Consider the following 23,280-nt stretch of genomic DNA (forward strand, 5'->3'; position numbering starts at 1 on the left):
ACGCCGTCGCCGATGCCAAGAACGAGCCGGCGCATGATCACCCGCTTGAGGTCGATGCGGTAGACGACCTGCTTGACCTTCGGCGTGACCTGACCCGTGAAGCGGACCTCGCCGACGCCGAGGGCCCGGCCCTTTCCGGGCGCTCCCGACCAGCCCAGGAAATAGCCGACCAGCTGCCACATGGCGTCAAGGCCCAGGCAGCCCGGCATCACCGGATCGTTGATGAAGTGGCAGTCAAAAAACCAGAGGTCCGGACGGATATCGAGCTCGGCCACCACGTGGCCCTTGCCGTAGGCGCCACCCTCTTCGGTGATGTGGGTGATGCGGTCGAACATCAGCATCGGCGGGACCGGAAGCTGGGCGTTGCCCGGACCGAACATCTCCCCCCGACCACAGGCCAGGAGTTCCTCTCTGGAGTAATGGTCCTTGGCCTTGGCGCCGGGAATCATGGATCACCCTTCTGCGGATTGCAGATGACAGCCCCGACGGCGCAATGCTCCGGCCGGGAAGACTCCGCTCTATCAGAGGCGGAGAGGCCGCTCAACGGGCGGGGGGCGGAACGCATTGGGGGCGATCGTCGGCGCCCCACACCGCCGCAGCCGGGACCCAGCCCGTCACGCCGTCCGCCTTGATGCGGCACCAGGCGGCTTCGCACCTCTGAAGAGCGGCGAGGGCGCGGGGCTGCAGGAGGGCGATGGTCCGGGAATCGTCGCGAGGCGCCGCCTTCACCGGCAGGGCGGGCGTCGCCGCGCGCATCACGTTCCGGCGGCCGTCGGTCGTGCGCATGTGGACCCAGGCCACCCCGCGGTCAGGATCACAGATCCGGCGCCACTCCGAGGACTCCGCGATCACCTGAACCGGAAGGCCGCGCACCTGGTACACCCACAGGGCGCGATAGTCGTCTCCGGGACCCGCCCGGGCGTTCACGGAGCCGAACTTCAGCGTGACATAGCGCGGGACGGGCAGTCCCGAAGGCGTGACGCGCGCCGCCTGCGCCACGGCGGCGGCGGGAATCAACAGGGCGAAAAACGCCGCCAGGAGCGCGACGGCGAGGTCTCGGGACCAAAGACAGGAAGGCTCAACTTGGCCGTTCATGCCCTCTTTGCTAGAGGTTCCGCAACGAAGGCGCCAGAGCGCCGTTTCGCCGGACGCTGAAATTCGGGACCCCGCCGCCGATGCCGACGCGCAAGCCGAAAGTGATTGTGACCCGCAGGCTCCCGGACGCCGTCGAGACCCGTCTGCGCGAGCTGTTCGACACCGAACTGAACCTCTCAGACGAGCCCCTGAGCCGGGAGGCCCTGATCGACGCTGTGGGCCGCTGCGACGTCCTGGCCCCGACGATTACCGACAGGATCGACGCCGACGTCATCGAGGCGGCCGGCGAGCGGCTCAAGCTCATCGCCAACTTCGGGGCCGGGGTGGACCATATCGACGTCGCCGCCGCCGCCGCCCGGGGCGTGACGGTCACCAATACGCCGGGGGTGCTCACCGAGGACACCGCGGACCTGACCCTGGCCCTGATGATGGCGGTGTCCCGCCGGATCGTGGAGGGCGCCCGGTCCATCGAGGCCGGGGAGTTCCGGGGCTGGGCGCCGACCTGGATGCTGGGGCGGCGGCTGTCCGGGAAGCGGCTGGGGGTCATCGGCATGGGCCGGATCGGCCAGGCGGTGGCCCGCCGGGCCCGCGCCTTCGGCATGCAGATCCACTACCACAACCGCGCGCCGGTCAGTCCGCGGATCGCAGAGGAGCTCGAGGCCACCTACTGGGAAAGCCTCGACCAGATGCTGGCCCGGATGGACATCATCTCGGTCAACTGCCCGCACACGCCAGCCACCTATCACCTGTTGTCGGCGCGGCGACTGAAGCTGATGCCGGCCCACGCCATCCTGGTGAACACCGCCCGCGGCGAGATCATCGACGAGTCGGCCCTGGCGGACCTTCTGGCCTCGGGCGGCATCGCCGGAGCGGGACTCGACGTTTTCGAATTCGAGCCAGCCGTGAACCCCAAGCTGCTGGGCCTGAACAACGCTGTGCTTCTGCCGCATCTGGGCTCCGCCACCGTCGAGGCGCGCACCGAGATGGGCGAGAAGGTCCTCATCAACATCCGGACCTGGATGGACGGGCACCGCCCGCCGGACCGGGTTCTGCCCTCCATGCTCTGAAGGCCCGCCGGGTTGAACCCCTCGCGGCGGCGCCTACCTCCCCCCGGGTCGCCCCTTGACCCCTCCGCCGGGCGGCGCCACGCCGCCGGGTTCCAGACCGAAGGATCGGAGACCCCCCTTGGCCGCCCCTGACGCCCTTCCTCCTGCGCCGCGGCGCTCCCTGCTGGACCTGGTCGAGCGAATTGGCAACCGGCTCCCGGAACCGGTGATGATCTTCGTCTGGCTGATCGGGGGCCTCTTCATTCTGTCGACCCTCGGGGCGATGCTCGGATGGACCGCCTCCCTCCCCTTCCGAGGCGAGACGCCTCCGACCTGGGGCGAGCTGGAGGATGGGCGGCTGGTGTTCCGGGCCGAAAGCCTCCTGTCTGAGGAGAACCTGGAAAGGCTCTTCACCGAGACGGCGAAGACCCTCACGGGCTTCGCCCCCCTCGGCGTGGCCCTGACCGTCATGTACGGCGCCGCCGTCGCCGAACGCTCCGGCTTCTTCAGCGCGCTGATCCGAGCCAGCCTCCGGGGCGCCGACCGCCGGTGGCTGACCCCGATCGTGGCCCTGATCGGCATGGTCTCGCACCATGCCTCGGACGCCGCCTACCTGGTCTTCATCCCGCTGGCCGCCTTGCTCTACGCCGCCGTCGGACGTCACCCCCTGGCCGGGCTGGCCGCCGCCTTCGCCGCAGTCTCCGGAGGCTTTGCGGGCAACATCACGCCCGGCCAGATCGATATCGTCCTGTTCAGCTTCACGCAGGAAGCGGCGCGCATCATCGATCCGACGTGGACCCTCAACCCCCTGGGGAACTGGTGGTTCATCCTGGCCATTGTCGGCGTCTTCACCCCGCTGATCTGGTTCGTGACCGACCGGATCATCGAGCCCCGCCTCGGACCCTGGCAGGGCGAGCCGGACGCTGACCTGACCGCCGAGCTGGCCCAGTCGGCGCCCACAGAGGCTGAGCGGAAGGGCCTGCGCCGCGCCGGTCTCGCCGCCCTCGTCGTCGTCGCGGGCTTCGTCGCCCTGGCCCTCTGGCCGGGCTTCACGCCCCTGGTCGACGAGAGCAAGGTCGGGCCGGCGGCCCTACAGCCCTTCTACACCGCCCTGATCGCGGGCTTCCTTGTGCTCTTCCTCGCGACGGGCATGGCCTTCGGGACCGCAACCGGGATCATCCGGTCGCACCGGGAGGTCTTCGCCATGATGACCGATGGCATCCGAGCCATGGCGCCCTACCTGGTCTTCGCCTTCTTCGCCGCCCACTTCGTGGCCATGTTCAACTGGTCGCGGCTGGGGCCCATCGCCGCCATCAACGGCGCTCACATCCTGGAGGTGCTCGACCTGCCGGCGCCGGCGCTGCTTCTCGGCGTGCTGGGGTTCTCGTCCTTCCTCGACCTCTTCATCGGCTCGGCCACCGCCAAGTGGAGCGCCCTGGCGCCCGTGGTCGTGCCGATGTTCATGCTCCTCGGGATCAGCCCGGAGATGACGACGGCGGCCTACCGGATGGGGGACAGCTTCACCAACATCATGACCCCGCTGATGGCCTACTTCCCGCTGATCCTGGGTTTCTGCCGCCGCTGGGATGCTTCGGTGGGGGTGGGGTCCCTCCTGGCGCTGATGCTGCCCTACGCCCTGGCCTTCATGGTCGCCGGGGGCCTCATGACGGGGCTCTGGGTGGTGTTCGACTGGCCCCTGGGGCCCGGGGCGAGCGTCAGCTATACGCCGCCGGGCTGATCCGCGCCGCAGGCCGGACAGGCGGGGTCGGGCGTGATCCGGACCGTGCGCGTCTCGGCGGCGAGCGCATCGTAGATCAGCAGCCGGCCGACAACGGGATCGCCCGCCCCGGTGATCAGCTTGACGGCCTCCAGGGCCATCATGGATCCGATCACGCCGGCCAGAGCCCCGACTACGCCGACGGCCTGGCAGGTCTCGACCTCCGGAGGGACATCCGGCACCAGACAGCGATAGCAGGGTCGACCCGGGAAGACCGCGACCTGACCGGTCCAGCGGCCTATGGCGCCGGAGACGAGCGGAACGCCTGCGGCGACGCAGGCGTCGCTCACGGCCAGCCGGGTCGCGAAGTCGTCAGTGCCGTCAAGCACCAGGTCGAAACCCTCGACCAGGGTTGCGGCGTTCCCGGCGTTGACCGCCAGCCGAAGAGCCTGGGTCTCTACATGGGGGTTGAGGTCGGTGAGTCGCCGCAGACCCGCGTCCACCTTGGAGCGTCCCCTGTCGGCTGACGAGAACAGCACCTGGCGCTGGAGATTGGAAATCTCGACCTTGTCGGGATCGGCCACGACAAGCCCCCCGATCCCGGCCGCCGCAAGGTAAAGAGCCGCAGGGTTGCCCAGCCCTCCCATGCCGACAATCAGGATGCGCGCAGCCTTCAGCCTCTGCTGGCCGGGCCCCCCGATCTCGCGCAGGACGAGGTGGCGGGCGTAGCGTTCGACCTCGTCGTCGCTGAAGGGGCGCTGGTTGGTCACCAGGCCAGGGTCCGGGGCCGGCGGGCCTGCTGGAGCGCGGCGTCGAGCTGTCGTCGAAGGTCTTCGAGGGCCTTGGGGCCCAGGGTCTTTCCGATCCTGGCCTCCTTGCCGGACACCGTCAGGCTGAGGGTCACCAGGCGGTCGGCCTCCGCCTCCGCCGCGAGGCGCGTGAACGCGGTGGGGCCTTCCCAGATGAGCACGCGGCGGTGAGGCGTCTCCTCGGTCAGGCGGACGAGGCTCTCGGTGATGACGACCCGCTCTATGCGACGGGCGGATGCATAGCTGACGGCGAAGGCGACAAGCACGGCGACGACATCGAGGGCCAGGAAGAAGGGCACCAGGGTGGCGCCCATGGAGAGGAAGACGGCTCCGGCGATGCAGTTGATGGCCGTGACGAAGGAGATCAGGATGATGAAGCCGCGGTCTGAAAGGGATCTGTGCGGCCGGATTTCGACATTCAGGAGCTCAATCTCGCTCATCGGGCCGGGCCTCTCCTGGCGGGCGCTTGGCTCGGAACCGGGCAACGCGCGGACATGATCAGGCCCTTGCTTCTCCGACGATGGACGCCTGTCCCGAGACGGAACCGTCGCCGCCGAGATCAGAAGGGTCTAACCCGGGACAGAGCGGCGGGAAAGGCCTCAGAGGCCCCTCCGGCGCCTGTTGAGATGCAGCCGCACCCGGCGAAGCAGGGGCAGGGCGTTGGCCAGATCGGTCTCGGAAAAGTCGACGAGGAAGGCCTCCAGAAGGGGATCCAGGGCGGCGATCGCGTCGTCTCGCCTCCGCCGACCCTCCTCTGTGAGGGTGACGATCTTGGCCCGTCCGTCCCTGGGGTTGGCGGACATGTGGATGAGGCGGCGGGCCTCAAGGCGCTTCAGAAGGGCCGTCACGGCCCCCTTCGTGACCTGAAGGGCGAGGGCCAGCCGGGCCGGAGAGTCGGAGCCCCCCCTGGTGGTCAGGTGATTGAGGAGGCTGAAGCTGGACATGGTCAGCCCTTCCGGGAGAACCCGTTCCATCTCCGTGCTGACAAGCTGATCGATGACGGCGACTTCAAGGAAGAAGTCGAAGGCGACGGGATGCCGTGAGGGCGTGGTCATCCGACGTGACTCAGGGGCGCCGCCGACAGGACGCAAGTCCGCTGTTAGACGGAAACCCCGAGGACGGCAACGGGCAAGGCGTTACACGTCCCGGTTGTTGTCCAGGTACTCGCGGATTCTGCGAATCTCGGGATGCATCCGACGGATCGCCTCGAGATCCATCTCGCGCTCGAAGCGGACGACGAGGGGTTCCAAGGCGTCGATAGCGGCCTGGCGGGCGGCGAAGCCGGCCGGAGTGATCCTCACCTTCTTGCCCCGTCCGTCGTCTGGATCCGGCTCCAGGGTTACGAAACCCTCGGCCTCGAGCTTGTGGAGGACACCGGTGATCGCGCCGCGCGTCACCTGAAGGGCGCGGGCCAGAGCCGCCGGCGAGGTGGTCTCATGGCCCGTCCGCACCATGTGATTCATGACCCCGAAGCCGGCCAGGGACAGGCCCGGGGGCAGTCGTCTCGACCGGAGCGCGTCGATCAGCTGGTCGATGATCGCGATGTCGGTGAAGAAGGCGCTCAGGTCTGGGTCTCTCTGGCTCATGCCTCCGGAGTCGTCACACGCGGATCAGATCGTCAAGCCTGCGCCTGGGCGACGGCTCGCTCGGCGACGGGGCGGCGCCGAACCGGGCGAGCATCTGAACAGGCGCCTCGGGGCTCGCCCCGAGGAGGGACTGGACCTTTGCATAGAGCCCGGCCATTTCCGGGAACTCCTGGAGGGTCATGCTCCAGGGGTGCATGGCCAGCCCCTGAGTCCCGGCGGCGAGCTGGGCCCGGGCATAGGCTCGGCCAGCGGCCAGCTGGGCCGACCGATCCGCGGTCTCCGAGCGGATCCAGAAAAAGGCCGGCGTGGCCTCGATCGTCTTCCGGAACATGTCCATGCTGGACTTGCTGGCGGTGGAGTTGGGGTCGGCGAGGGCCTTGCGCGTCAACAGACCCGCCCGGGCCATGACGTCGATCATTCCGCCAGACAGGTCGATGCCGTCGGGATTGCGCGCCACTTCGGCCTTTCCGATCCGGATGAGGTTGACGGATTCCATGTGTGTGCGCTTGGTCCCGGTCTCGATCCGCCAGCCTTCCCAGCAGGCGTCAATGAGGCTGCGCCGGAGGCCGGCCTCCCGGGTTTCACCAGCGATCAGCCCGGGCGCCTGGGCCGCCTTCAGGACGGCGGCCGCCGCGGCGTCCGACGGGGGCGTCGGGACGAACGGCGTCTTCTCGGTCCGGCGTTTAGCGATCTGCTCGAACAGCGGGCCAGGCGCGACGCCAGGAACCGGCCTCAGGGTCACGCGGGCGAAGGGGCGATCGTCCAGCGCGCCCTCCGGAGCGCCTTCCGGCCAGGCCTGGATGTCCGCCACTTGTCCGATCCGCGGCGCGGACAGCGCCAGCATTTCGAGGAAGGCGCCACAGCCCAGGACGATCTGGCGTCCGAAGGGGTCCGTCTCCGGAAGCAGACGCGCCCGGTCGATGTAGAGGCTCATCGCGTCCGGGCCTTCGAGGCGGATGAGCCAGGACTGGCGATTGTGCGGGTTCGGGGCCAGAAGGCCGTGCGCGAGGACAAAGCGTCTTGGGTCGGTTTCTCCCTGGCCCGGGTTTCTCCAGGCGGCGAAGGGATCTGGTCCGGGGGCGGGTGACACGCATCCGGCGGTGGCCAGGATCGGCGCGGCGGAGAGCACCTCGAGGATGTGGCGGCGGGTTGGCACGGGGAAACCTCTTGCTTAGTCCTCAACTATATTGCTTAGACCTAAGCGAAATGCAAGCCGTTGTCACTTCGGCCGGCGGAGACGATGATGAGGCATGGCGAAACCCCCGGCACGTCGGGCCAGAGGGTCGCGCAGGTCCCCTGCCGAGCGCGCCCGGATCCAGGCCCTCTTCGAACGCTTCGAGGCGGCCGAGGCCGATCCGCGAACCGAGCTGGCCTATACAAGCCCCTACACCCTGCTGGCCGCCGTCGCCCTGTCCGCCCAGGCGACGGATGTCTCGGTGAACAAGGCGACGGCGCGGCTCTTTGCGGTGGCCGACACTCCGCAGGCGATCCTTGCGCTGGGGGAGGAGGGGGTGATCCCCTACATCGCCTCCATCGGCCTCTTCCGCACCAAGGCGAAGAACCTGGTCGCCGCCGCGCGTATCCTGGTCGACCGGTACGGGGGAGAGGTGCCCCTGGATCGGGCGGCGCTGCAGGCCCTCCCGGGCGTGGGCCGCAAGACCTCCAGCGTGGTCCTGAACGAACTGGGCGTCGAGCCCGCGATCGCCGTGGACACCCATGTGTTCAGGGTCGCGCACCGCCTCGGGCTCTCCCGGGGCAAGACCCCGGACCAGGTCGAGCAGGAGCTGATGACCGTGGTGCCCGGCCCCTGGCGCACCCGCGCCCACCACTGGCTCATCCTGCACGGGAGATATGTCTGCCTGGCCCGCCGGCCCAAATGTCAGGCGTGTCCGGTCGCAGACCTTTGCCCCTCCGGCGAACTGGGCGCATAGGGCGACGCCGGGGGCCGGGGCGGACCTCATTGCCCATAACCGCCTTTGGCTGTAGCTAACGCCCGCTCCGCCTGGCGCCGGGAGACCCCCATGAACGAACTCTTCGACGTCGCCGCAATCGGCAACGCCATTGTCGATGTCATCGCACCCGCGGATGAAGCCTTCATCGTGTCCGAGGGTCTGACGCGCGGGGCCATGACCCTGGTGGACGAGGCGAGGGGCCGCCAGCTCTATGACCGCATGGCGCCCGGGGTGGAGACCTCGGGCGGATCCGCCGCCAACACCGTGGCCGGGCTGGCGAGCCTGGGGGTCAGGACAGCCTTCCTCGGCAAGGTCGCCAACGACCAGCTGGGAGAGGTCTTCGCCCATGACCTCAGGGCCATGGGAACACACTTTCCGAGCCAGGCCCTGGTGGGCGGACCCGCCACCGCCAGGTGTCTCGTGAACGTCACGCCGGATGGCCAGCGCACCATGTGCACCTTCCTCGGGGCCTCGGTGGAGTTCCGGGATGAAGACATCGATCCGGCGGTGATCGAGCGATCCGGGATCGTCTATCTGGAAGGCTACCTGTTCGACGCCGAGCCCGCCCGCCGGGCCTTCGCCAAGGCCGCGGGGCTCGCCCGGGCGGCGGGCCGGATGATCGCCCTGACCCTGTCCGACGGTTTCGTGGTCGAGCGCCACAGGGCCGCCTTGCTTGGCTTCATCACGTCTCAGGTCGACCTTCTCTTCGCCAACGAGGCCGAGGCCCTCGCCCTGTTCGAGACGGAAGATCTTGCGGTGGCCCTCGACGGCCTTCGCCAGCGGACCCGGCTGGCGGCGGTGACCCGAAGCGAGAAGGGGTCGCTCCTCCTCTCCGATGGCGACGTCCTCTCGATTCCGGCGGTCCCGGTGGAAAAAGTCGTGGACACGACGGGCGCCGGCGACCAATACGCAGCCGGTGTGATGTACGGTCTTGTCAGGGGGCGTCCGCTGGAAGTCTGCGGCCGCCTGGGAGCCCTGGCGGCGGCCGAGGTGATCTCTCACTATGGACCGCGGCCGCAGGCTTCCTTGCGGGATCTGGCGGCCCGGGAAGGACTCTAGCCCATGGCGCGCACAGGCGAAGTGGTCCGCGAGACCCGCGAGACCAGGATTGCGATCCGGGTCAACCTGGACGGGGAAGGCGCGACCCGGATCAGCACCGGCATCGGCTTCCTCGATCACATGCTGGACTCTCTCGGGCGTCACGGCTCGCTGGATCTCGACATCCAGGCCAAGGGTGACCTTCACATCGACTTCCACCATACCGTGGAGGATGTCGGCATCGTCCTGGGACAGGCCGTGCGGCAGGCCCTGGGAGATTTCAGGGGCATTCGCCGGTTCGGCCTCGCGGTCATCCCGATGGACGAGACCCTGACCCGCTGCGCCATCGACCTCTCGAACCGCCCCTATCTGGTCTGGCGGACCGCCTTCCCCACCCCCAAGGTCGGCGACATGGACACTGAGCTCTTCAAGGAGTTCCACCACGCCTTCGCGACCAACGCCGGGGCGTGCGTTCATCTCGAGACCCTCTACGGAGCAAATTCGCATCACATCGCGGAGAGCGGATTCAAGGCGCTGGGACGGGCCTTGCGGGAGGCGGCGGAAATCGACCCGCGAGCGGGTGGTCAGGCGCCGTCCACCAAGGGTTCCCTCTGACCGCATGAGCCGCCTCGCCCTGATCGACTACGGGTCGGGAAACCTGCGCTCGGCCGAAAAGGCGCTCATCCGGGCCGCCGGCGGCCGGACGGAGATCTGCGTGACCCACGCCCCGGAAGATGTCCTAGCTGCGGACAGGATCGTCCTGCCCGGCGTGGGCGCCTTCGCCGCCTGCATGGAGGCCCTCGAGGCCAGGCCGGGCCTCCGCGGGGCGCTCGACGAGGCCGTGCGCCTGCGAGGCCGTCCCTTCCTCGGGATCTGCGTGGGGATGCAGCTGATGGCGGCTCGCGGCCTGGAGTTCGGCGTCACGCCGGGGCTTGGCTGGATCCCGGGCGAGGTCCGTCGGCTTCAGCCTGCGGACCCCTCGGCCAAGGTCCCCCACATGGGCTGGAACGACCTGGTCAATCCCCACGGACCCGAACTGATCGCCGGGATCGGCGCCTCGCCCATGTATTTCACCCACTCCTTCGCCTTCTGGCCCGACGACCCTGCGGACGTGGCGGCGCACGCGGATCATGGCGGCCGGTTCCCCGCCGCCGTGGTCCGGGGCAACCTGGCCGGCGTCCAGTTCCATCCCGAAAAATCCCAGGCCGCGGGGATCTCCCTGCTGTCGCGTTTCCTGGAGTGGCGACCGTGATCCTCTATCCGGCGATCGACCTGAAGGACGGCGAGTGCGTCCGGGTCCTGCACGGCGACCTTGGCACCGCCACCGTCTTCAACACCTCCCCGGCGGACCAGGCGCGCACCTGGGCGGAGGCTGGGTTCCACTGGATCCACGTGGTCGACCTCAACGGGGCGGTCGAGGGCCGGGCGGTCAATGGCGAGGCGGTGGAGGCCATCCTGGCGGCGGTGTCGACGCCGGTCCAGCTGGGCGGGGGCATCCGCAGTCTCCAGGACGTGGAGCGGTGGATCGAGGCGGGGGTTTCCCGGGTCATCCTCGGCACTGTCGCGGTCACCCGCCCGGAGATGGTCATCGAGGCGGCGCGGCTGTGGCCCGAGCAGATCGCGGTCAGCGTGGACGTAAGGGCGGGCAAGGTCGCCACCCAGGGATGGACCGAGAACACCGACCTGGACGCGGTCACCGTCGCCCGCCGGTTCGAGGATGCGGGCGTAGGCGCCCTGATCATCACCGACATCGACCGCGACGGGACCGTCATGGGCCTCAATGTCGAGGCCTTCGGCGCCATCGCCGACGCCGTCGCCATTCCCGTGATCGCCGCCGGCGGCCTGGCGTCGGTGGAGGACATCCTCCGGCTCAAGGCGCGGCGGGGCGCGCCCGTCGCCGGCGCCGTGCTGGGTCGCGCCCTCTACAACGGCGCCATAGTTCCGGCGGAAGCCCTGGCGGCCTCGGCCTGACCATGCTCCGGGTCCGCGTCATTCCCTGCCTGGACGTCAAGGACGGACGCGTCGTGAAGGGGGTCAACTTCGTGTCCCTGCGCGACGCCGGCGACCCGGTGGAACAGGCCCGCGCCTATGATGCGGCGGGAGCGGACGAGCTGATGTTTCTCGACATCACCGCCAGCCACGAAGGTCGGGGCGCGATCCTCGATGTGGTGGCCCGGACGGCGGATGTCTGTTTCATGCCCCTCTCCGTCGGGGGCGGGGTGCGGACGGTGGAGGACGCCCGGGCCCTCCTGCTGGCGGGCGCCGACAAGATCAGCATCAACACCGCCGCTGTTGAGGATCCTGACCTGATCGCCCGATGCGCCGACGCCTTCGGGTCCCAGGCCGTGGTGGCCGCCATCGACGCCCGGTCGGTCCCCGGGGGGGGCTGGAGGGTCTTCACCTATGGGGGTCGGCGGGACACCGGACTGGACGCCGCCGCATGGGCGGAGGCCGTGGTGGAGCGCGGCGCCGGGGAAATCCTCCTGACCTCCATGGACCGCGACGGCGTGCGCTCGGGCTACGACCTGGGCCTGTTGCGGGCGGTCACGAATGCCGTCAAGGTCCCGGTCATCGCCTCTGGAGGCGCAGGGGAGGCCCGGCACATGGTCGAAGCCGTCACCGAGGGCGGGGCCGACGCCGTTCTCGCCGCGTCCATCTTCCACTTTGGCGCCGTGTCCATTGCGGAGGTCAAGGCGGCCATGGCCGCGGCCGGCGTTCCGGTCCGGGGCGTGGAGCCAGAGGCGTGAGCCGGCTGGCCGAGGCGATCACGCGGCTGGAGGCGGTGATCGAGGCCCGGCGGGGGGCCAGCCCGGAATCCTCCTGGACAGCCCGCCTCCTGAGCGAGGGGCCCCCGGGAGCGGCGCGGAAACTCGGAGAGGAAGCCGTCGAGGCGGTGGTGGCCGCCGTATCGGGCGATACGGAGGGCCTGGCGGCGGAAGCGGCCGATGTCCTCTATCACCTCTTGGTCCTGCTCGCGGCCTCCGGCGTGTCTCCTGACGCCGTGGCGGCGCGGCTCGAAGCGCGCGAAGGCGTCTCCGGCCTGCAGGAAAAGGCCTCCAGAAGCCTCTCCCCCCCGTGAAGGCGCCGTCGCCCGCCACCCTGATCCTGACGGGACTGGTCGCCGGGCTCGGGGCCGGCGTGGCGCTCCATTCGCTGGAGGCGCCCGCGGAACCCGAGGTGGTCGCGGCGGCGGAGGCGGTTGGCGGCGTCTGGCTCGACGCCCTGCGCATGACCATTGTTCCGCTGGTCTTCGCCCTTCTGGTGACCGGCATGGCCCGGGCCGCGCAGACTGCAAGCCGCGGCGGCCTCGCCGGTCGCGCCCTCGTGGTCTTCGCCCTCATGCTCCTCGCGGCGACCAGCCTGACCGCCCTGGTCGCCCCCGCCCTGGTCTCGGTCTGGCCGGCTCCCGCCGAGGCGGCGATGGCCCTCCGGGCGTCCGCCGCAGCCGGCGAGGCCGGAATTCCCGAGACTCCCCCGCTGTCAGAATGGCTTCAGGCCTTCATCCCTACGAATCCGGTCCAGGCGGCGGCGGAGGGCGCCATGGCCTCCCTCGTGGTCTTCGCCCTGCTCTTTGGCCTCGCGGTTTCCCGCCTCGACGAGCGGCGGCGGGAGGCTGTGGTGCTGGTGTTCGACGGGGTGCAGGCCGCGATGATGGTCATCGTCCGCTGGGTCCTGGTTCTGGCGCCGGCCGGCGTCTTTCTCCTCGCCCTGACCGTCGGAGCCCGGACGGGCGTGGGGGCGGTGGGGCTTCTGGGCCACTATGTCGTGGTCATCACGCTCATCTGCCTGATGGCCGGAGCCCTGGGAATTGGCGCTGCGGTGTTCGGCGGCCGGACCCCGCCCAGGGCTCTGGCTGAGGCCATGACCCCCGTGGGCGCCATGGCCCTTTCCACCCAGTCCTCGCTGGCCTGCCTGCCCGTCATGCTCTCGGCCTGCGAGCGTCTGGGAATTTCAGAGAGGGTGCGGGGGTTGATCCTGCCAATGGGCGTCGCCCTCTTCAGGATCACGAGCCCGGCGGGCAACCTCGCGGTGGCGATCTATGTCGCCCATCTCTATGGCGTTGCGATCGGACCGGCCGAGATGATGGCGGGCATCCTCGTCGCGGCCCTGGTCAGCCTGGCCGCCGTGGGCGTCGCCAGTTCTGTGACCTTCTTCACGACCCTCGTTCCGATCTTCATGGGCATGGGGCTGCCGATGGAGCTCCTGCCCCTTCTTCTGGCCGTGGAGACCTTCCCGGACTTCTCCCGCACCCTCGGCAACGTCGCCGGGCACGTGGGCGTCACAGCCTGGGCTTCGAAATGGCGGGATGCGGACGGCGCTTGAGCGCCACATAGAGGGCTCCCTCGCCCCCGTGCCTGCGATGCGCCTCGGAGAGCCCGGCCACGGCGACCTGAAGATGCGGCGCGGCGAGCCACTCCGGCGTGAGACGCCGCAGAACGCCGTCTCCCCTTAGTCCCTTGCCGGTGATGACCAGGACGGATCGCAGGCCGTCACGCCAGCACTCCAGAATGAACCGTTCCAGCTCCGCGCGCGCCACATCCTGACCCAGACCGTGCAGGTCGATATGGGCGCCCAGCGGGTCACGCTCCCGGGAAATCCGGCGACGCCGGACAGGCTCGAGAACCTTGGTTTGGGCGGGGCGGGCGGCGGGTGGATTGAAGCCGGCGCGCGCAGGAGGGGACGGCCGGACCGGCGCGGGTGGGGGCAAGGCGTCCGCAGCGACCGGCGGGGTCCCGGCCGCGGGCCGCGAACGGCCGGGTAGCGGGTGAACCGTCGCCGCCACCAGCGACCAGAGCCGGTGCTCCTCGGGGTGCAGGGGCCGCCTCACGGCCGGGGCGCCAGCCTGTAGAGGCGAAGGACGTGTCGGATCCGGCCCGCCTCTAGCCCGGCCTCCGGCCCGGCGCCGAGATAGAGATCGGCGCGGATCGGGCCCCGGATGGCGCCGCCGGTATCCAGGGCGGTGACGAGGCGACGGTAGGTCGGAAACGCGCCGGCCAGGATGGGGCTGTTGGCGTCGATCCAGTAGAGATCCCCCGCAGTGTGCAGGGAGAGGTCGACGGCGATCGCCCGGCCGGGCGGCAGGGGGACGCCAGCGGCCCCGCTGGGCGGCAGGCCGTCGTCCGGGGCGAGCCGGAAGAAGACGTAGCGGCGGTTGAGGGCCATGATCTCGTCAGCCGCCGGGCCCCTGTTCGCGGCCAGCCAGGTGCGAATGCCCTCCGCCGAGGTCTGGCCCGCCTCCAGGAGACCTCGCTCACGCATGGCGTTGGCGACGCCCAAGAACGGCTGGCTGTTCGTCCCCGCAAAGAGAATCTTCTGCGACGGGCCCTCGGGGAAGACCAGGGTTCCGGAGCCCTGGATCTGGAGGAAGAACTTGTCCTCCGGCCGAAGCCAGGCCAGGGCGTTGGCGACCGGCTCGCCTTCGATGGCCGCCCTGTCCGGATAGTCTCCGCCTTCGGGCGGCAGGTCTGCGGGGCGGGGGCGGAGAGGGGCGGAAAACTCCGCGTCCGGCGCGTAGCGGGCCTCGTAGATGGGCGCGAAGTATCCGGTCAGCACGCCCTCGCCGGGAAGACGCTCTGCCTGGAACCGGTCCTCGAAGAAGGCGCGGGCCTCAGCGCCGTCCAGAAGGTCCACCTTCATGGCGTCCCGGCAGGCGGCGGCGAAGGCCGGCGTGCGGCGGACCCTGCAGTTCGCCCGCCAGGCCTCAAAGGCGGCGACATGATCCTCCTGGTCCCAGCCGGGCAGGTCGGACAGGGGCAGGAAGACGGGGGAGGGCGGGACAACCGGGGGGGCCCGCGGCCCTTCGGGCGCATCGGGCGGGGGGGTCGGGGCCGCCGGCGCCGGCATGTCCCGCGGGGCGGGACCCCGCGATGACGGCGGGGATGAACCCGGGGTCGCACAGGCGGAGAGGAGCAGAACCCCGGCCAGGGCGATCAGCCCGGGCGCCCGCACGGGATCAGGCCTCAGCGACGTCGACGGCGGCGAGACGCCAGACGCCGTCCTTTTCCGAAAGATTGCGCTCGAAGGTCCAGAGTTCGGCGGTGCGGCGGTCGAAGACCCGCGGCACGGTGTCCGAGGGGCTCTTGATGGTCTGCACGAGCTCCCCGAGGAACCGCACCGAAATCCTGGCCTTGTCGCCGTCGATCTGCACGTCCTCGATGTCGGACCGGGGGGGATGGGGCAACTCGACGCTTTCCACCTGCCCGGAGGCCTCCCGGGCGACGATGCCGGACTCGAAGGCGGACATGACCTCTGGCGTCAGGAGCGGCCTCAGGGCCTCCCGGTCGCCGGCGGCGTAGGCCGTCACGAGGGTCCGGTAGGCGTTCCGGGAGCTTGCGAGGAAGGTCTGCGGGTCGAACCCCGGGTCCCGGGCGCGCACGGCGGAGAGCCCGGAGGGCGCGTCCTCGGAGAGCAGGGGCTCTGTGATGATCGGGGCGAGCGGGCGAGGCGCGGGTGCGACCGGCTCAGGCCGGGCGGCCCGTTCTTCGGGCTGACGGCCCATCCTGCGGCCCAGCACGGCGTAAAGCTGCAGGAGGGCGACGGCGGCGACGAGGGCGAGGAGGATTAGCTGGAGCACGGCGGGTGTCCGGGCGGTTGGGTCATGGCTTTCGCGGTCAATATAGAGGCTTATTCCTCGCGCGTCAGGGGGCGGAGCCGAGATTGCGCACGGAACGGGCCCGTGATAGCCAGCCGGGCCGGCTGAAGGGCCTCCTGCGACCGGTCCGAGGTCCAGAAGGAGCCCCCGATGTCAGACGTTGATTCCCTGCCCGCCGCCGCCAGCCCGGAAGCCGGGGCCACAGAGCCGGGCATCCGGATTCTCGCCCAGTTCGTGCGCGACCTGTCCTTCGAAAACCCCAGGGCGCCCGACAGCCTGCGCTCGGGCGGCGCCCAGCCCCAGATCGACATGGGCGTGGAGATGAATGCGCGCGGCCGGGAAGACGGTCTTTTCGAGGTGGATCTCAAGCTATCCGCCCGGGCGACGCGCGAGGATGGCCCGGTCTTCATGGTGGAGCTCGTCTACGGCGGACTCTTCTCCATCGAGGGCGTCCCGGCGGAGAACCTCGAGCCTGTTCTCCTGGCGGAATGCCCCCGGTTCCTGTTCCCGTTCGCCCGTCGGATCATCGCGGACGTGACCTCCGACGGCTCCTTCCCCCCCTTCATGCTGGACCCGATCGACTTCGGCGCCGTCTATCTGGCGCGCAAGGCCGAGGCCGAGGGCATGGGACAGGCGGTCGGCACGGCCTGAGCCGAACGCTCCGCCCGTTTCAGAGCCAGGCTTTCCAGAGCTCCGACTTGACCGTTCCCAGAACGAACTCGGCGTGAGCCGACCGCTCGGCGTCTGTGGAGCGGGAGGCGAGCGGGCGCGGGCGAGGACCACGAACTCCCGCCGCAAGGACGGTTTCAGAGGCGGCCATCGACGTGACGGTCAGGTCCAGCGCCCGCTCGCGGCCGCCGCTGAGTTCCAGATAGACCGCCGCCAGGAGCCGGGCGTCGATCAGGGCGCCGTGCTTCTCCCGCTCCGAGAGGGAGATCCGGAAGCGCTTGCACAGGGCGTCGAGGGAGTTCTGCATTCCCGGAAAGCGGCGCCTGGCCAGGGCCAGGGTGTCCACCCATCGCGCGTCCGGGAGATCCGGAAGACCGGCCAGGCCGAGCTCCCAGTTGACGAAGGCCCGGTCGAAGGCGGCGTTATGGGCGACAAGCGGCGCCTCCCCCACGAAATCCAGGAATGCGTGGGCGACCTCAGGGTCGGCGAAGCGCGGCTTGCCCCTCAGGAACTCGGCTGAGAGACCATGAACGCGCTCGGCCTCCGGGGGCATGTCCCGCTCGGGGTCGATATAGGCGTGAAAGCTACGGCCCGTGGGCAGGAAGTCCTCGATCTCCAGGGCGGCGATCTCCACCAGGCGATGACCGAGGTGGGGCTCGAAGCCAGTGGTCTCTGTGTCCAGGACGATCTCGCGGGGCATGCGGCCTGAATGCCCTGCTTTGAACTCGGCTTCAATCGCCGGGCGGGTGGCGGCGCGACCGGAAGGCGGGGTCCCGGACCGCTGCGAGGACCCTGGCGACGTCGGCCCGCGCGGGCTCGAGGCCCCGACCGGTCTCAATGACGAAATCCGCCCGGGCGCGCTTGTCGGCGTCCGGCGTCTGGCGGGCGAGGATGGCGGCGAGGCGTTCGGGCGTCATGCCCTCCCGGGCCAGGACCCGGGCCCTCTGCACATCGCTGGGCGCCGTGACGACCACGACGGCGTCCATGTTGCGCTCGCCGCCGGTCTCGAAGAGCAGGGGGATGTCGAACACCAGGACGTCCGCCCCCGACGCCTCGGCCTGCCTCAGGAACTCGGCGCGGTCGCGCCCCAGCAGGGGGTGAACGACAGCGTTCAGGCGCGTCATCGCCTCGTCGTCTCCCAGGACCCGGAGCCTCAGGGCCTCCCGGTCCACCGCCCCGTCCCGGGTCACGCCGGGAAAGGCGTCCTCGAGCGGCGCCACCGCCGCCCCGCCCTGGACGTAAAGGGCCGCCACCGCTGCATCGGCGTCATACACCGGGACGCCGGCGTCCCGGAACATCTGGGCGGTGGTGGACTTGCCCATCCCGATGGAGCCTGTCAGCCCGATATGGATCATGTCGCCTCTCCCAGAATGCGCAGGACCCGCCCTCGAACATCGGCCCCGGCGGGCGGGGGCTGGCCGAAAAAGGCTTCAAACGAGGGGATCGCCTGGCCGATCAGCATGTCCAGTCCGTCCACGGTCCTCAGCCCCCGCCCTTCGGCGGCGGCCAGGAAGGCCGTGCGCAGGGGACGATAGGTCATGTCCATGGCTACGGCGCGCGCCGGCGCCGAACCAAGGTCCTGTGGCGGCGGCGCCCCCTCGGCGAGGCCTGCCGAACTGGCGTTCACGAGGGCGGCGGCGTCTTCCAGAAGGCTTCGGTCACCAGGCTCTCCCACCCGGACCTTCTGGCCGAACAGGCTGGCGAGATCCTCGGCCCGGGACCGCGTCCGGTTGACGATCCGGACCTCCGGGCAACCTGCGGCCAGGAAGGCGGCCGCCGCACCCCGCGCCGCGCCGCCCGCCCCGAAGATGACCAGTGGGCCATGATCCGGCCGGAAGTCCGGCGCCTGGCGCGCAAAGGCGTACAGGAGGCCCTCGCCATCGGTATTGTCCGCCCGCACCTGGCCATCGGGGTCGAAAAGCAAGAGGTTTGCCGCGCCGGCCGCCAGGGCCCTCTCCGAGGCGATATCCGCCGCCGCCAGCGCCTCGGTCTTGAACGGCAGGGTGACGTTGACCCCGGTCAGGGACCCTCCGCGGAGGGCGTCCACGAAGGCCCCGAAACGGCCTTCCGAGACGGACAGGGCGACATAGGCGCCGTCGAGCCCGGCGGCCTCCAGCCAGGCGTTGTGCAGGACCGGGCTCAGGGAGTGCCGGATCGGGCGGCCCACCACGGCCGCCAGGCGGGTTGCAGCGGTGAGGGTCACGACAGCAGCACCCCCTCCTGCCGCAGGAAGGCGAGAAGGCCGGGCAGTGGCAGGCCGAGGATGGTGAAGTAGTCGCCGCGGATGTCCGAGAAGAGCTGCACGCCGCGCCCCTCCAGCCTGTAAGCCCCGACTGAGGTGAGAAGATCCGGTCCTTCCAGGGCGATATACGCGTCGAGGAAGGCGTCGCTGAACGCCCGCATGTCGAGTTCCGCGCTGGAAAGGGTCTGCCACACGACCTCGCCCCTGCGGGCCACCGACACGGCGGAGTGAAGGGCGTGAGGCTGACCCCGCATCGCCCTGAGCCTCTCGGCCGCAGACTGCAGGGTCCCGGGCTTGTCATAAAGCCGTCCCTGGAAGTCGAGGGTCTGGTCCGCTCCGATCACCAGACCCGCGCGGCTCCGCGAGACCGCCAGGGCCTTCTCGCGCGCCAGGGCGACGGCCACCTCCGCCGGGCCCGCGCCCCTGGACAGCATCTCATCCTTCACTGCGCCTTCGTCGACGCCGGCGTCCCACGTCTCGAAGGGCACGCCGGCGGCCTTCAGGACAGCGGCGCGGGCCGCGCTTTTCGAGGCGAGGATCACGGGAGGCGGGGTCATGTGGCGGTCTCCGGCGCCGCCCGGGACGACTGGAGGAGGTTCAAAACCGCCGCGGCGGTTTCTTCCACGGACCGACGGGTCACATCGATCACGGGCCAGCCCTGGCGTTCATAAAGCCGCCTGGCCTGAACCACCTCCTCGCGGACCGCTTCAATGTCGGTGTAGCTGGTATCCCGGGATTCCTTCAGGGACAGGAGGCGGTTCCGCCGGATCTGGATCAGGCGGTCCGGCGATATGGTGAGGCCGACGACCAGGGCCGAAGACAGGTTCCTGAGGTTCTCAGGCGGGCCCCGCCCCGGCACCAGCGGGACGTTGGCCGCCCTCACGCCGCGATGGGCCAGATAGATGCAGGTCGGAGTCTTCGAGGTTCTGGACACCCCGACCAGGACGACATCGGCCTGGTCAAGCTCCTGCCCGCCCTGGCCGTCATCGTGCCCTATCGCGAAGTTGAGGGCGTCCATCCGGTTGAAGTAGTCCGTGTCGAGCACATGCTGCACGCCGACCTTTCGGGTCAGGACCGCTCCGAGGTAGCGCGAAAGGGACGAGACCAGGGGATCAAGGGCGGCGATACAGGGCATTTCAAGGCGTCGGCAGCCCTCCTCCAAGGCGGTCCGGAGGCTATCGTCGACAATCGTGTGCATGACGACGCCCGGGGCGTCCTCGATTTCAGCAAGAGCCCTCTCGACCTGTCTGGGAGATCGCACAAGGGCGTAATAGTGCTCGATCGGAAGCACGTTCTCGAACCGGGCGCAGACCGCGCGCGCCATGGCGTTCAACGTCTCTCCCGTCGAATCCGAGACGAGGTGAACGTGGAAGTAGGTGGCGAAGCGCGAGGCGGAGGTCATTCAGGAGAGGGCTCTGGTCGGCGGCGCAGGCGGGAGGAAGGGGTCTTTTCTGGGGATGAAGCTGTCAACCGCCTCTTAGCCCAAGTCATCGGTCTTGGGGAGAAAAGCCCTGGATCCGCCGAGGCGGGACGGCCTGGCTGGAAAACGGGCGCCAAAGGGCTGTTTGGTCCACCGGTCCGGTCGCCTGTGACCTCTTTTTCCACAGGCTTAATGAAAAGTTAAACGGCTGTTCAAGATGCCCCAAGGGATCGCTCTATGGTCTAAATTCCTCTTTTTTATCAATATCTTGATTGTCCCTGTAATCCACAGGGAGAAGAACGGCCTGTTGACGGGCATGGGGAGGCCGGGTGAACGGTCGCCGCCGCGCCCGGTTTCCCACGTTTTGCGCCGCCTCAACTTCTTCCAAAACTCGGAAAAAAGAAAAGAGGATGGGAAAGGACAGGGAGGAGCCTGCCCCGGCCGCTTGAGCCCAAAGCCTGACCGGGGTTTAAGGGGGCATGACAGATGCGCCCGTTCCCAAACTTCTCCGCACCCTCGCCGGAGAGCGCTTCGAGCGACCCCCGGTCTGGTTCATGCGTCAGGCCGGACGCTCCCTGCCGGAGTACCGCGAGCTGAGAACCCGGGCGAAGGACTTCCTCGCCTTCTGCTACGACCCCGAAATGGCGGCCGAGGCGACGCTGCAACCGATGCGGCGCTTCCCCTTTGATGCGGCGATCGTCTTCGCTGACATCCTGCTGATCCCGCAGGCGCTGGGCCAGGAGGTGTGGTTCGAGGCCGGGGAAGGACCCAGGCTGGGTCCGCTTCCGGCGACAGAGAGCATGAGGGACGAGATCGAGGCCTCGACCGCGCGTCTGGCCACCATCGGTGAGACCCTGTCCCGCGTCCGCGCCCGCCTGGAGCCGGAAAGGGCGCTCATCGGGTTTGCGGGCGCGCCATGGACCGTGGCGACCTACATGATCGAGGGCCGGGGGTCGGACCGCGCACGCGCAAGGGCCTTCGCCTATGAAAGCGCCGACCAGCTTGACCAGATCCTGGAGATCCTTGTCGAGGCGACCGCACGCTATCTCGTCATGCAGGCCAGAAGCGGGGCCCAGGTCCTGAAGCTTTTCGAGAGCTGGGCGGAGGGCCTCTCAGAGGATGTCTTCGATCGCGTGGTCATCAGGCCGCACCAGGAAATCATCCGACGGGTCCGGGCCGCCGGCGTGAAGGCGCCCTTCATCGGCTTTCCCAGGGGCGCAGGGGCCCTAGTCGATAACTATGCTCAGGCGGTCCCGGTCCAGGCGGTGGCCCTGGACACCCAGGCGAGCCTGGCCCAGGGCCGGAGGATCCAGTCCGGTGGAAAGGCCATCCAGGGCGCCCTCGACAACCTCCTTCTCAGGACGGGCGGATCCCGGATGGACGCCCGCATCGACGCCCTCATCGAGGGGTGGAACGGCGGGCCCTACATTTTCAACCTGGGCCATGGCGTATTGCCCGATACCCCGGTCGCGCACATCGAGCAGGCCGTACGGAGGATCACAGGCAGATGAGTCGTCTCGCCGTCGTTCTGTTCAACCTGGGCGGTCCGGATGGGCCTGACGCGGTCCGTCCCTTCCTGTTCAATCTTTTCCGCGACCCGGCGATCATCGGCGCGCCGGCCTTCGTGCGCTATCCGCTCGCCGCCCTGATTTCGACGACCCGAACCCGGGCCGCCACCGCCAACTACGCCCTGATGGGAGGCGGGTCGCCTCTTCTGCCGGAGACCCGGAATCAGGCGGAAGCGCTCGAGGCCGAACTCGCCCGGCTCCGGCCCGGGCAGGAGAGCAAGGTCTTCATCGCAATGCGATACTGGAAGCCCTTCGCGGCCGACACGGCTGCGGAGGTCGAGGCTTGGCGGCCGGACGAGATCGTTCTCCTGCCGCTGTATCCCCAGTTTTCGACGACGACCACGGCCTCATCCTTCCAGGACTGGGAGAGGGTCTATCGCGGGCCTGGCCGTTCCCGGTCCGTGTGCTGCTATCCGGTCTCGGACGGGTTGGCGCAGGCGCATGCCCGCGCCATCCGCTCGGCCTGGGAGGGCGCCGGCTGCCCCGAGGGCCTGAGGCTCCTCTTCTCGGCCCACGGGCTTCCCGAGAAGGTGGTCGCCGGCGGGGATCCCTACCAGGCCCAGGTCGAGGCGACGGCCGGGGCTGTTGCACGCCTGCTCCCTGAGTTTTCCGACTGGCGGATCAGCTATCAGAGCCGCGTAGGTCCTCTCAAGTGGATCGGCCCCTCGACCGACGACGAGATCCGGCGGGCGGGCGCGGAAGGTCTGGGTGTTCTGGTTTCGCCCATCGCCTTTGTCTCGGAGCACGTCGAGACGCTTGTGGAGCTCGATCACGAGTATGCCGAGCTCGCCCAGGAGTCCGGATGCCCGAAGTGGCTCAGGGCGCCTGCCCTGGGAACAGACCCTGACTTCATCGGCGCCCTAGCCGGGGCGGCGGTCTCGTCCCTTTCCAGGGCCGACGGCCCCGCGGCGCCCGACGGCTGGGCCTGTCCCGCCGTCCATGGCCGCTGTCCCTGCCTGAAAGCACAAGGAGGACCCGGCCGATGAACGCCTACGATCTCCTTCGGGGTCTGCACATCCTGGCCGTCATCGCCTGGATGGCGGGCCTCCTCTATCTGCCCCGGCTGTTCGCCTATCACACGGACGCCACGCCGGGGTCGGAGATGGACCTCACCTTCCAGACAATGGAGCTCAAGCTTTACCGGATCATCATGGGCCCGGCCATGGTGGCGACCCTCGTCCTGGGTCTCGCCCTCATCTGGTTCAACGCCACCGCTCGTCTGGGCGGATGGGACTTTCTTCTGGAGCCCTGGATGGGCGCCAAGCTGGCCGGCGTCGTCTTCCTGATCGGCTGGCACCACTTCCTGGGAGCCTCGCGCAAGCGCTTCGCTGCAGGGACCAACACGCGGTCCAACCGTTTCTGGCGGGCCACCAATGAGCTCCCCTTCCTGGCGGCGATTGTCATGGTCCTCGCGGCCACCCTGGAGTTCGGTCGATGACCAGGCGGGTTCGCCGCGCTTGACCCGGCGCGGGGAGTATGGTTCCGGTCAGGTCACGGGGTCCGGATGCGTCGGGGCCCGTTCCCGCCTTGCGCCGGGCCTGCGATG

At 69.4% G+C, this 23,280-nt stretch carries 29 protein-coding genes; 14 read left to right on the top strand and 15 right to left on the bottom strand.

The genetic code is table 11. The features are described from left to right. Together fabA and INE98_RS14325 are read right to left on the bottom strand one after the other, a co-directional pair. The coding region (gene fabA / locus INE98_RS14320; protein ID WP_293539773.1) for a 3-hydroxyacyl-[acyl-carrier-protein] dehydratase FabA at nt 1-449 on the bottom strand (449 nt) is incomplete at its 3' end. 91 nt (nt 450-540) lie between these two features. Beyond that, the gene (locus INE98_RS14325; protein WP_293539774.1) at nt 541-1,095 is read right to left on the bottom strand and encodes an SH3 domain-containing protein; all 555 of its coding nucleotides are present in this window, start codon (nt 1,093-1,095) and stop codon (nt 541-543) included. 80 nt (nt 1,096-1,175) lie between these two features. Here INE98_RS14325 and INE98_RS14330 point away from each other — a divergent pair, with 80 nt between their 5' ends. Then, complete coding sequence (locus INE98_RS14330) at nt 1,176-2,162, top strand: D-glycerate dehydrogenase (protein ID WP_293539775.1); 987 nt, start codon at nt 1,176-1,178, stop codon at nt 2,160-2,162. A gap of 118 nt (nt 2,163-2,280) precedes the next feature. Beyond that, on the top strand, nt 2,281-3,879 hold the full coding sequence (locus tag INE98_RS14335) for an AbgT family transporter (RefSeq protein ID WP_293539776.1): 1,599 nt from the start codon (nt 2,281-2,283) through the stop codon (nt 3,877-3,879). On the opposite strand, the gene INE98_RS14340 is transcribed toward INE98_RS14335, so the two are convergent. The 5 genes from INE98_RS14340 to INE98_RS14360 all read right to left on the bottom strand — a co-directional run bounded on the left by INE98_RS14340 (nt 3,861) and on the right by INE98_RS14360 (nt 7,409). Next, complete coding sequence (locus tag INE98_RS14340) at nt 3,861-4,628, bottom strand: HesA/MoeB/ThiF family protein (RefSeq protein ID WP_293539777.1); 768 nt, start codon at nt 4,626-4,628, stop codon at nt 3,861-3,863. The genes INE98_RS14335 and INE98_RS14340 overlap by 19 nt on opposite strands. After that, nucleotides 4,625-5,107, bottom strand: coding sequence for a DUF2244 domain-containing protein (locus INE98_RS14345; protein WP_293539778.1), 483 nt, complete (start codon nt 5,105-5,107; stop codon nt 4,625-4,627). Before INE98_RS14345 ends, INE98_RS14340 begins: the two co-directional genes overlap by 4 nt. A gap of 159 nt (nt 5,108-5,266) precedes the next feature. Then, a complete protein-coding gene (locus INE98_RS14350) occupies nt 5,267-5,722 on the bottom strand; it encodes a MarR family transcriptional regulator (RefSeq protein WP_293539779.1) in 456 nt (151 codons plus the stop codon). Nucleotides 5,723-5,803: 81 nt separating this feature from the next. Continuing rightward, nucleotides 5,804-6,253 carry a MarR family transcriptional regulator gene (locus INE98_RS14355; protein WP_293539780.1) on the bottom strand — a complete coding sequence of 150 codons (450 nt, stop codon included), beginning with the start codon at nt 6,251-6,253 and terminating at the stop codon, nt 5,804-5,806. Nucleotides 6,254-6,266: 13 nt separating this feature from the next. Further along, entirely contained in the window at nt 6,267-7,409 is a 1,143-nt protein-coding gene (locus INE98_RS14360) for a hypothetical protein (RefSeq protein WP_293539781.1), read from the bottom strand. Nucleotides 7,410-7,503: 94 nt separating this feature from the next. Here INE98_RS14360 and nth point away from each other — a divergent pair, with 94 nt between their 5' ends. The 8 genes from nth (at nt 7,504) to INE98_RS14400 (ending at nt 13,566) form a co-directional block, all read left to right on the top strand. Further along, nucleotides 7,504-8,184 (top strand): endonuclease III, encoded by a 681-nt coding sequence (gene nth / locus INE98_RS14365; protein WP_293539782.1) that lies wholly within the window; start codon nt 7,504-7,506, stop codon nt 8,182-8,184. A 90-nt stretch (nt 8,185-8,274) separates the two neighbouring features. Further along, a complete protein-coding gene (locus tag INE98_RS14370; protein WP_293539783.1) occupies nt 8,275-9,264 on the top strand; it encodes an adenosine kinase in 990 nt (329 codons plus the stop codon). Nucleotides 9,265-9,267: 3 nt separating this feature from the next. Continuing rightward, nucleotides 9,268-9,858 (top strand): imidazoleglycerol-phosphate dehydratase HisB, encoded by a 591-nt coding sequence (hisB, locus tag INE98_RS14375; RefSeq protein ID WP_293539784.1) that lies wholly within the window; start codon nt 9,268-9,270, stop codon nt 9,856-9,858. A 4-nt stretch (nt 9,859-9,862) separates the two neighbouring features. Then, nucleotides 9,863-10,495, top strand: coding sequence for an imidazole glycerol phosphate synthase subunit HisH (hisH, locus tag INE98_RS14380; RefSeq protein ID WP_293539785.1), 633 nt, complete (start codon nt 9,863-9,865; stop codon nt 10,493-10,495). Further along, entirely contained in the window at nt 10,492-11,214 is a 723-nt protein-coding gene (gene hisA, locus INE98_RS14385) for a 1-(5-phosphoribosyl)-5-[(5-phosphoribosylamino)methylideneamino]imidazole-4-carboxamide isomerase (RefSeq protein WP_293539786.1), read from the top strand. Before hisH ends, hisA begins: the two co-directional genes overlap by 4 nt. Nucleotides 11,215-11,216: 2 nt before the next feature. Beyond that, nucleotides 11,217-11,990, top strand: coding sequence for an imidazole glycerol phosphate synthase subunit HisF (gene hisF, locus INE98_RS14390; protein ID WP_293539787.1), 774 nt, complete (start codon nt 11,217-11,219; stop codon nt 11,988-11,990). Further along, on the top strand, nt 11,987-12,322 hold the full coding sequence (locus INE98_RS14395) for a phosphoribosyl-ATP diphosphatase (protein ID WP_293539788.1): 336 nt from the start codon (nt 11,987-11,989) through the stop codon (nt 12,320-12,322). Before hisF ends, INE98_RS14395 begins: the two co-directional genes overlap by 4 nt. Continuing rightward, a complete protein-coding gene (locus tag INE98_RS14400; RefSeq protein WP_293539789.1) occupies nt 12,319-13,566 on the top strand; it encodes a cation:dicarboxylase symporter family transporter in 1,248 nt (415 codons plus the stop codon). Before INE98_RS14395 ends, INE98_RS14400 begins: the two co-directional genes overlap by 4 nt. Here the strand turns inward: INE98_RS14400 and INE98_RS14405 are convergent. Genes INE98_RS14405 through timA form a run of 3 tightly spaced genes read right to left on the bottom strand, consistent with a single transcriptional unit; the run spans nt 13,523 to nt 15,817 of the window. Further along, entirely contained in the window at nt 13,523-14,071 is a 549-nt protein-coding gene (locus INE98_RS14405) for a Smr/MutS family protein (protein ID WP_293539790.1), read from the bottom strand. The genes INE98_RS14400 and INE98_RS14405 overlap by 44 nt on opposite strands. Further along, on the bottom strand, nt 14,068-15,192 hold the full coding sequence (locus tag INE98_RS14410; protein ID WP_293539791.1) for an MltA domain-containing protein: 1,125 nt from the start codon (nt 15,190-15,192) through the stop codon (nt 14,068-14,070). Before INE98_RS14410 ends, INE98_RS14405 begins: the two co-directional genes overlap by 4 nt. A 4-nt stretch (nt 15,193-15,196) precedes the next feature. Then, nucleotides 15,197-15,817 (bottom strand): TIM44-related membrane protein TimA, encoded by a 621-nt coding sequence (gene timA / locus INE98_RS14415; RefSeq protein ID WP_293539792.1) that lies wholly within the window; start codon nt 15,815-15,817, stop codon nt 15,197-15,199. A gap of 168 nt (nt 15,818-15,985) precedes the next feature. Between timA and secB the strand changes: the two genes are divergently transcribed. Next, on the top strand, nt 15,986-16,486 hold the full coding sequence (gene secB / locus INE98_RS14420; RefSeq protein ID WP_293539793.1) for a protein-export chaperone SecB: 501 nt from the start codon (nt 15,986-15,988) through the stop codon (nt 16,484-16,486). A gap of 19 nt (nt 16,487-16,505) precedes the next feature. Here secB and dnaQ read toward each other — a convergent pair whose 3' ends face one another. The 5 genes from dnaQ to INE98_RS14445 are packed head-to-tail and all read right to left on the bottom strand — an operon-like array spanning nt 16,506 to nt 20,148. Beyond that, on the bottom strand, nt 16,506-17,204 hold the full coding sequence (gene dnaQ / locus INE98_RS14425) for a DNA polymerase III subunit epsilon (protein WP_293539794.1): 699 nt from the start codon (nt 17,202-17,204) through the stop codon (nt 16,506-16,508). A gap of 31 nt (nt 17,205-17,235) precedes the next feature. Next, nucleotides 17,236-17,859 (bottom strand): dephospho-CoA kinase, encoded by a 624-nt coding sequence (gene coaE / locus INE98_RS14430; protein WP_293539795.1) that lies wholly within the window; start codon nt 17,857-17,859, stop codon nt 17,236-17,238. Then, on the bottom strand, nt 17,856-18,707 hold the full coding sequence (locus INE98_RS14435) for a shikimate dehydrogenase (RefSeq protein WP_293539796.1): 852 nt from the start codon (nt 18,705-18,707) through the stop codon (nt 17,856-17,858). Before INE98_RS14435 ends, coaE begins: the two co-directional genes overlap by 4 nt. Then, complete coding sequence (locus tag INE98_RS14440; RefSeq protein WP_293539797.1) at nt 18,704-19,303, bottom strand: Maf family protein; 600 nt, start codon at nt 19,301-19,303, stop codon at nt 18,704-18,706. The genes INE98_RS14435 and INE98_RS14440 overlap by 4 nt, the downstream gene beginning before the upstream one ends. Then, nucleotides 19,300-20,148 carry a pyruvate, water dikinase regulatory protein gene (locus INE98_RS14445; RefSeq protein ID WP_293539798.1) on the bottom strand — a complete coding sequence of 283 codons (849 nt, stop codon included), beginning with the start codon at nt 20,146-20,148 and terminating at the stop codon, nt 19,300-19,302. Before INE98_RS14445 ends, INE98_RS14440 begins: the two co-directional genes overlap by 4 nt. A gap of 497 nt (nt 20,149-20,645) precedes the next feature. Here INE98_RS14445 and hemE point away from each other — a divergent pair, with 497 nt between their 5' ends. Genes hemE through INE98_RS14460 form a run of 3 tightly spaced genes read left to right on the top strand, consistent with a single transcriptional unit; the run spans nt 20,646 to nt 23,172 of the window. Further along, the gene (gene hemE / locus INE98_RS14450) at nt 20,646-21,677 is read left to right on the top strand and encodes a uroporphyrinogen decarboxylase (RefSeq protein ID WP_293539799.1); all 1,032 of its coding nucleotides are present in this window, start codon (nt 20,646-20,648) and stop codon (nt 21,675-21,677) included. Continuing rightward, on the top strand, nt 21,674-22,720 hold the full coding sequence (gene hemH, locus INE98_RS14455; protein WP_293539800.1) for a ferrochelatase: 1,047 nt from the start codon (nt 21,674-21,676) through the stop codon (nt 22,718-22,720). Before hemE ends, hemH begins: the two co-directional genes overlap by 4 nt. Continuing rightward, a complete protein-coding gene (locus INE98_RS14460; RefSeq protein WP_293539801.1) occupies nt 22,717-23,172 on the top strand; it encodes a CopD family protein in 456 nt (151 codons plus the stop codon). The genes hemH and INE98_RS14460 overlap by 4 nt, the downstream gene beginning before the upstream one ends. Nucleotides 23,173-23,280 lie beyond the last annotated feature (108 nt).

The sequence above is a fragment of the Phenylobacterium sp. genome (genome assembly GCF_020253645.1).
Taxonomy (GTDB): Bacteria; Pseudomonadota; Alphaproteobacteria; order Caulobacterales; family Caulobacteraceae; genus Phenylobacterium.

Bases quoted from the DNA above. Each gene is read 5' to 3' on its own strand.
- INE98_RS14325 (WP_293539774.1), bottom strand. From the start codon at position 1,095: ATGAACGGCCAAGTTGAGCCTTCCTGTCTTTGGTCCCGAGACCTCGCC.
- INE98_RS14330 (WP_293539775.1), top strand. From the start codon at position 1,176: ATGCCGACGCGCAAGCCGAAAGTGATTGTGACCCGCAGGCTCCCGGAC.
- INE98_RS14345 (WP_293539778.1), bottom strand. From the start codon at position 5,107: ATGAGCGAGATTGAGCTCCTGAATGTCGAAATCCGGCCGCACAGATCC.
- INE98_RS14350 (WP_293539779.1), bottom strand. From the start codon at position 5,722: ATGACCACGCCCTCACGGCATCCCGTCGCCTTCGACTTCTTCCTTGAA.
- INE98_RS14355 (WP_293539780.1), bottom strand. From the start codon at position 6,253: ATGAGCCAGAGAGACCCAGACCTGAGCGCCTTCTTCACCGACATCGCG.
- nth (WP_293539782.1), top strand. From the start codon at position 7,504: ATGGCGAAACCCCCGGCACGTCGGGCCAGAGGGTCGCGCAGGTCCCCT.
- INE98_RS14370 (WP_293539783.1), top strand. From the start codon at position 8,275: ATGAACGAACTCTTCGACGTCGCCGCAATCGGCAACGCCATTGTCGAT.
- hisB (WP_293539784.1), top strand. From the start codon at position 9,268: ATGGCGCGCACAGGCGAAGTGGTCCGCGAGACCCGCGAGACCAGGATT.
- hisH (WP_293539785.1), top strand. From the start codon at position 9,863: ATGAGCCGCCTCGCCCTGATCGACTACGGGTCGGGAAACCTGCGCTCG.
- hisF (WP_293539787.1), top strand. From the start codon at position 11,217: ATGCTCCGGGTCCGCGTCATTCCCTGCCTGGACGTCAAGGACGGACGC.
- secB (WP_293539793.1), top strand. From the start codon at position 15,986: ATGTCAGACGTTGATTCCCTGCCCGCCGCCGCCAGCCCGGAAGCCGGG.
- dnaQ (WP_293539794.1), bottom strand. From the start codon at position 17,204: ATGCCCCGCGAGATCGTCCTGGACACAGAGACCACTGGCTTCGAGCCC.
- coaE (WP_293539795.1), bottom strand. From the start codon at position 17,859: ATGATCCATATCGGGCTGACAGGCTCCATCGGGATGGGCAAGTCCACC.
- INE98_RS14440 (WP_293539797.1), bottom strand. From the start codon at position 19,303: ATGACCCCGCCTCCCGTGATCCTCGCCTCGAAAAGCGCGGCCCGCGCC.
- INE98_RS14445 (WP_293539798.1), bottom strand. From the start codon at position 20,148: ATGACCTCCGCCTCGCGCTTCGCCACCTACTTCCACGTTCACCTCGTC.
- hemE (WP_293539799.1), top strand. From the start codon at position 20,646: ATGACAGATGCGCCCGTTCCCAAACTTCTCCGCACCCTCGCCGGAGAG.
- hemH (WP_293539800.1), top strand. From the start codon at position 21,674: ATGAGTCGTCTCGCCGTCGTTCTGTTCAACCTGGGCGGTCCGGATGGG.
- INE98_RS14460 (WP_293539801.1), top strand. From the start codon at position 22,717: ATGAACGCCTACGATCTCCTTCGGGGTCTGCACATCCTGGCCGTCATC.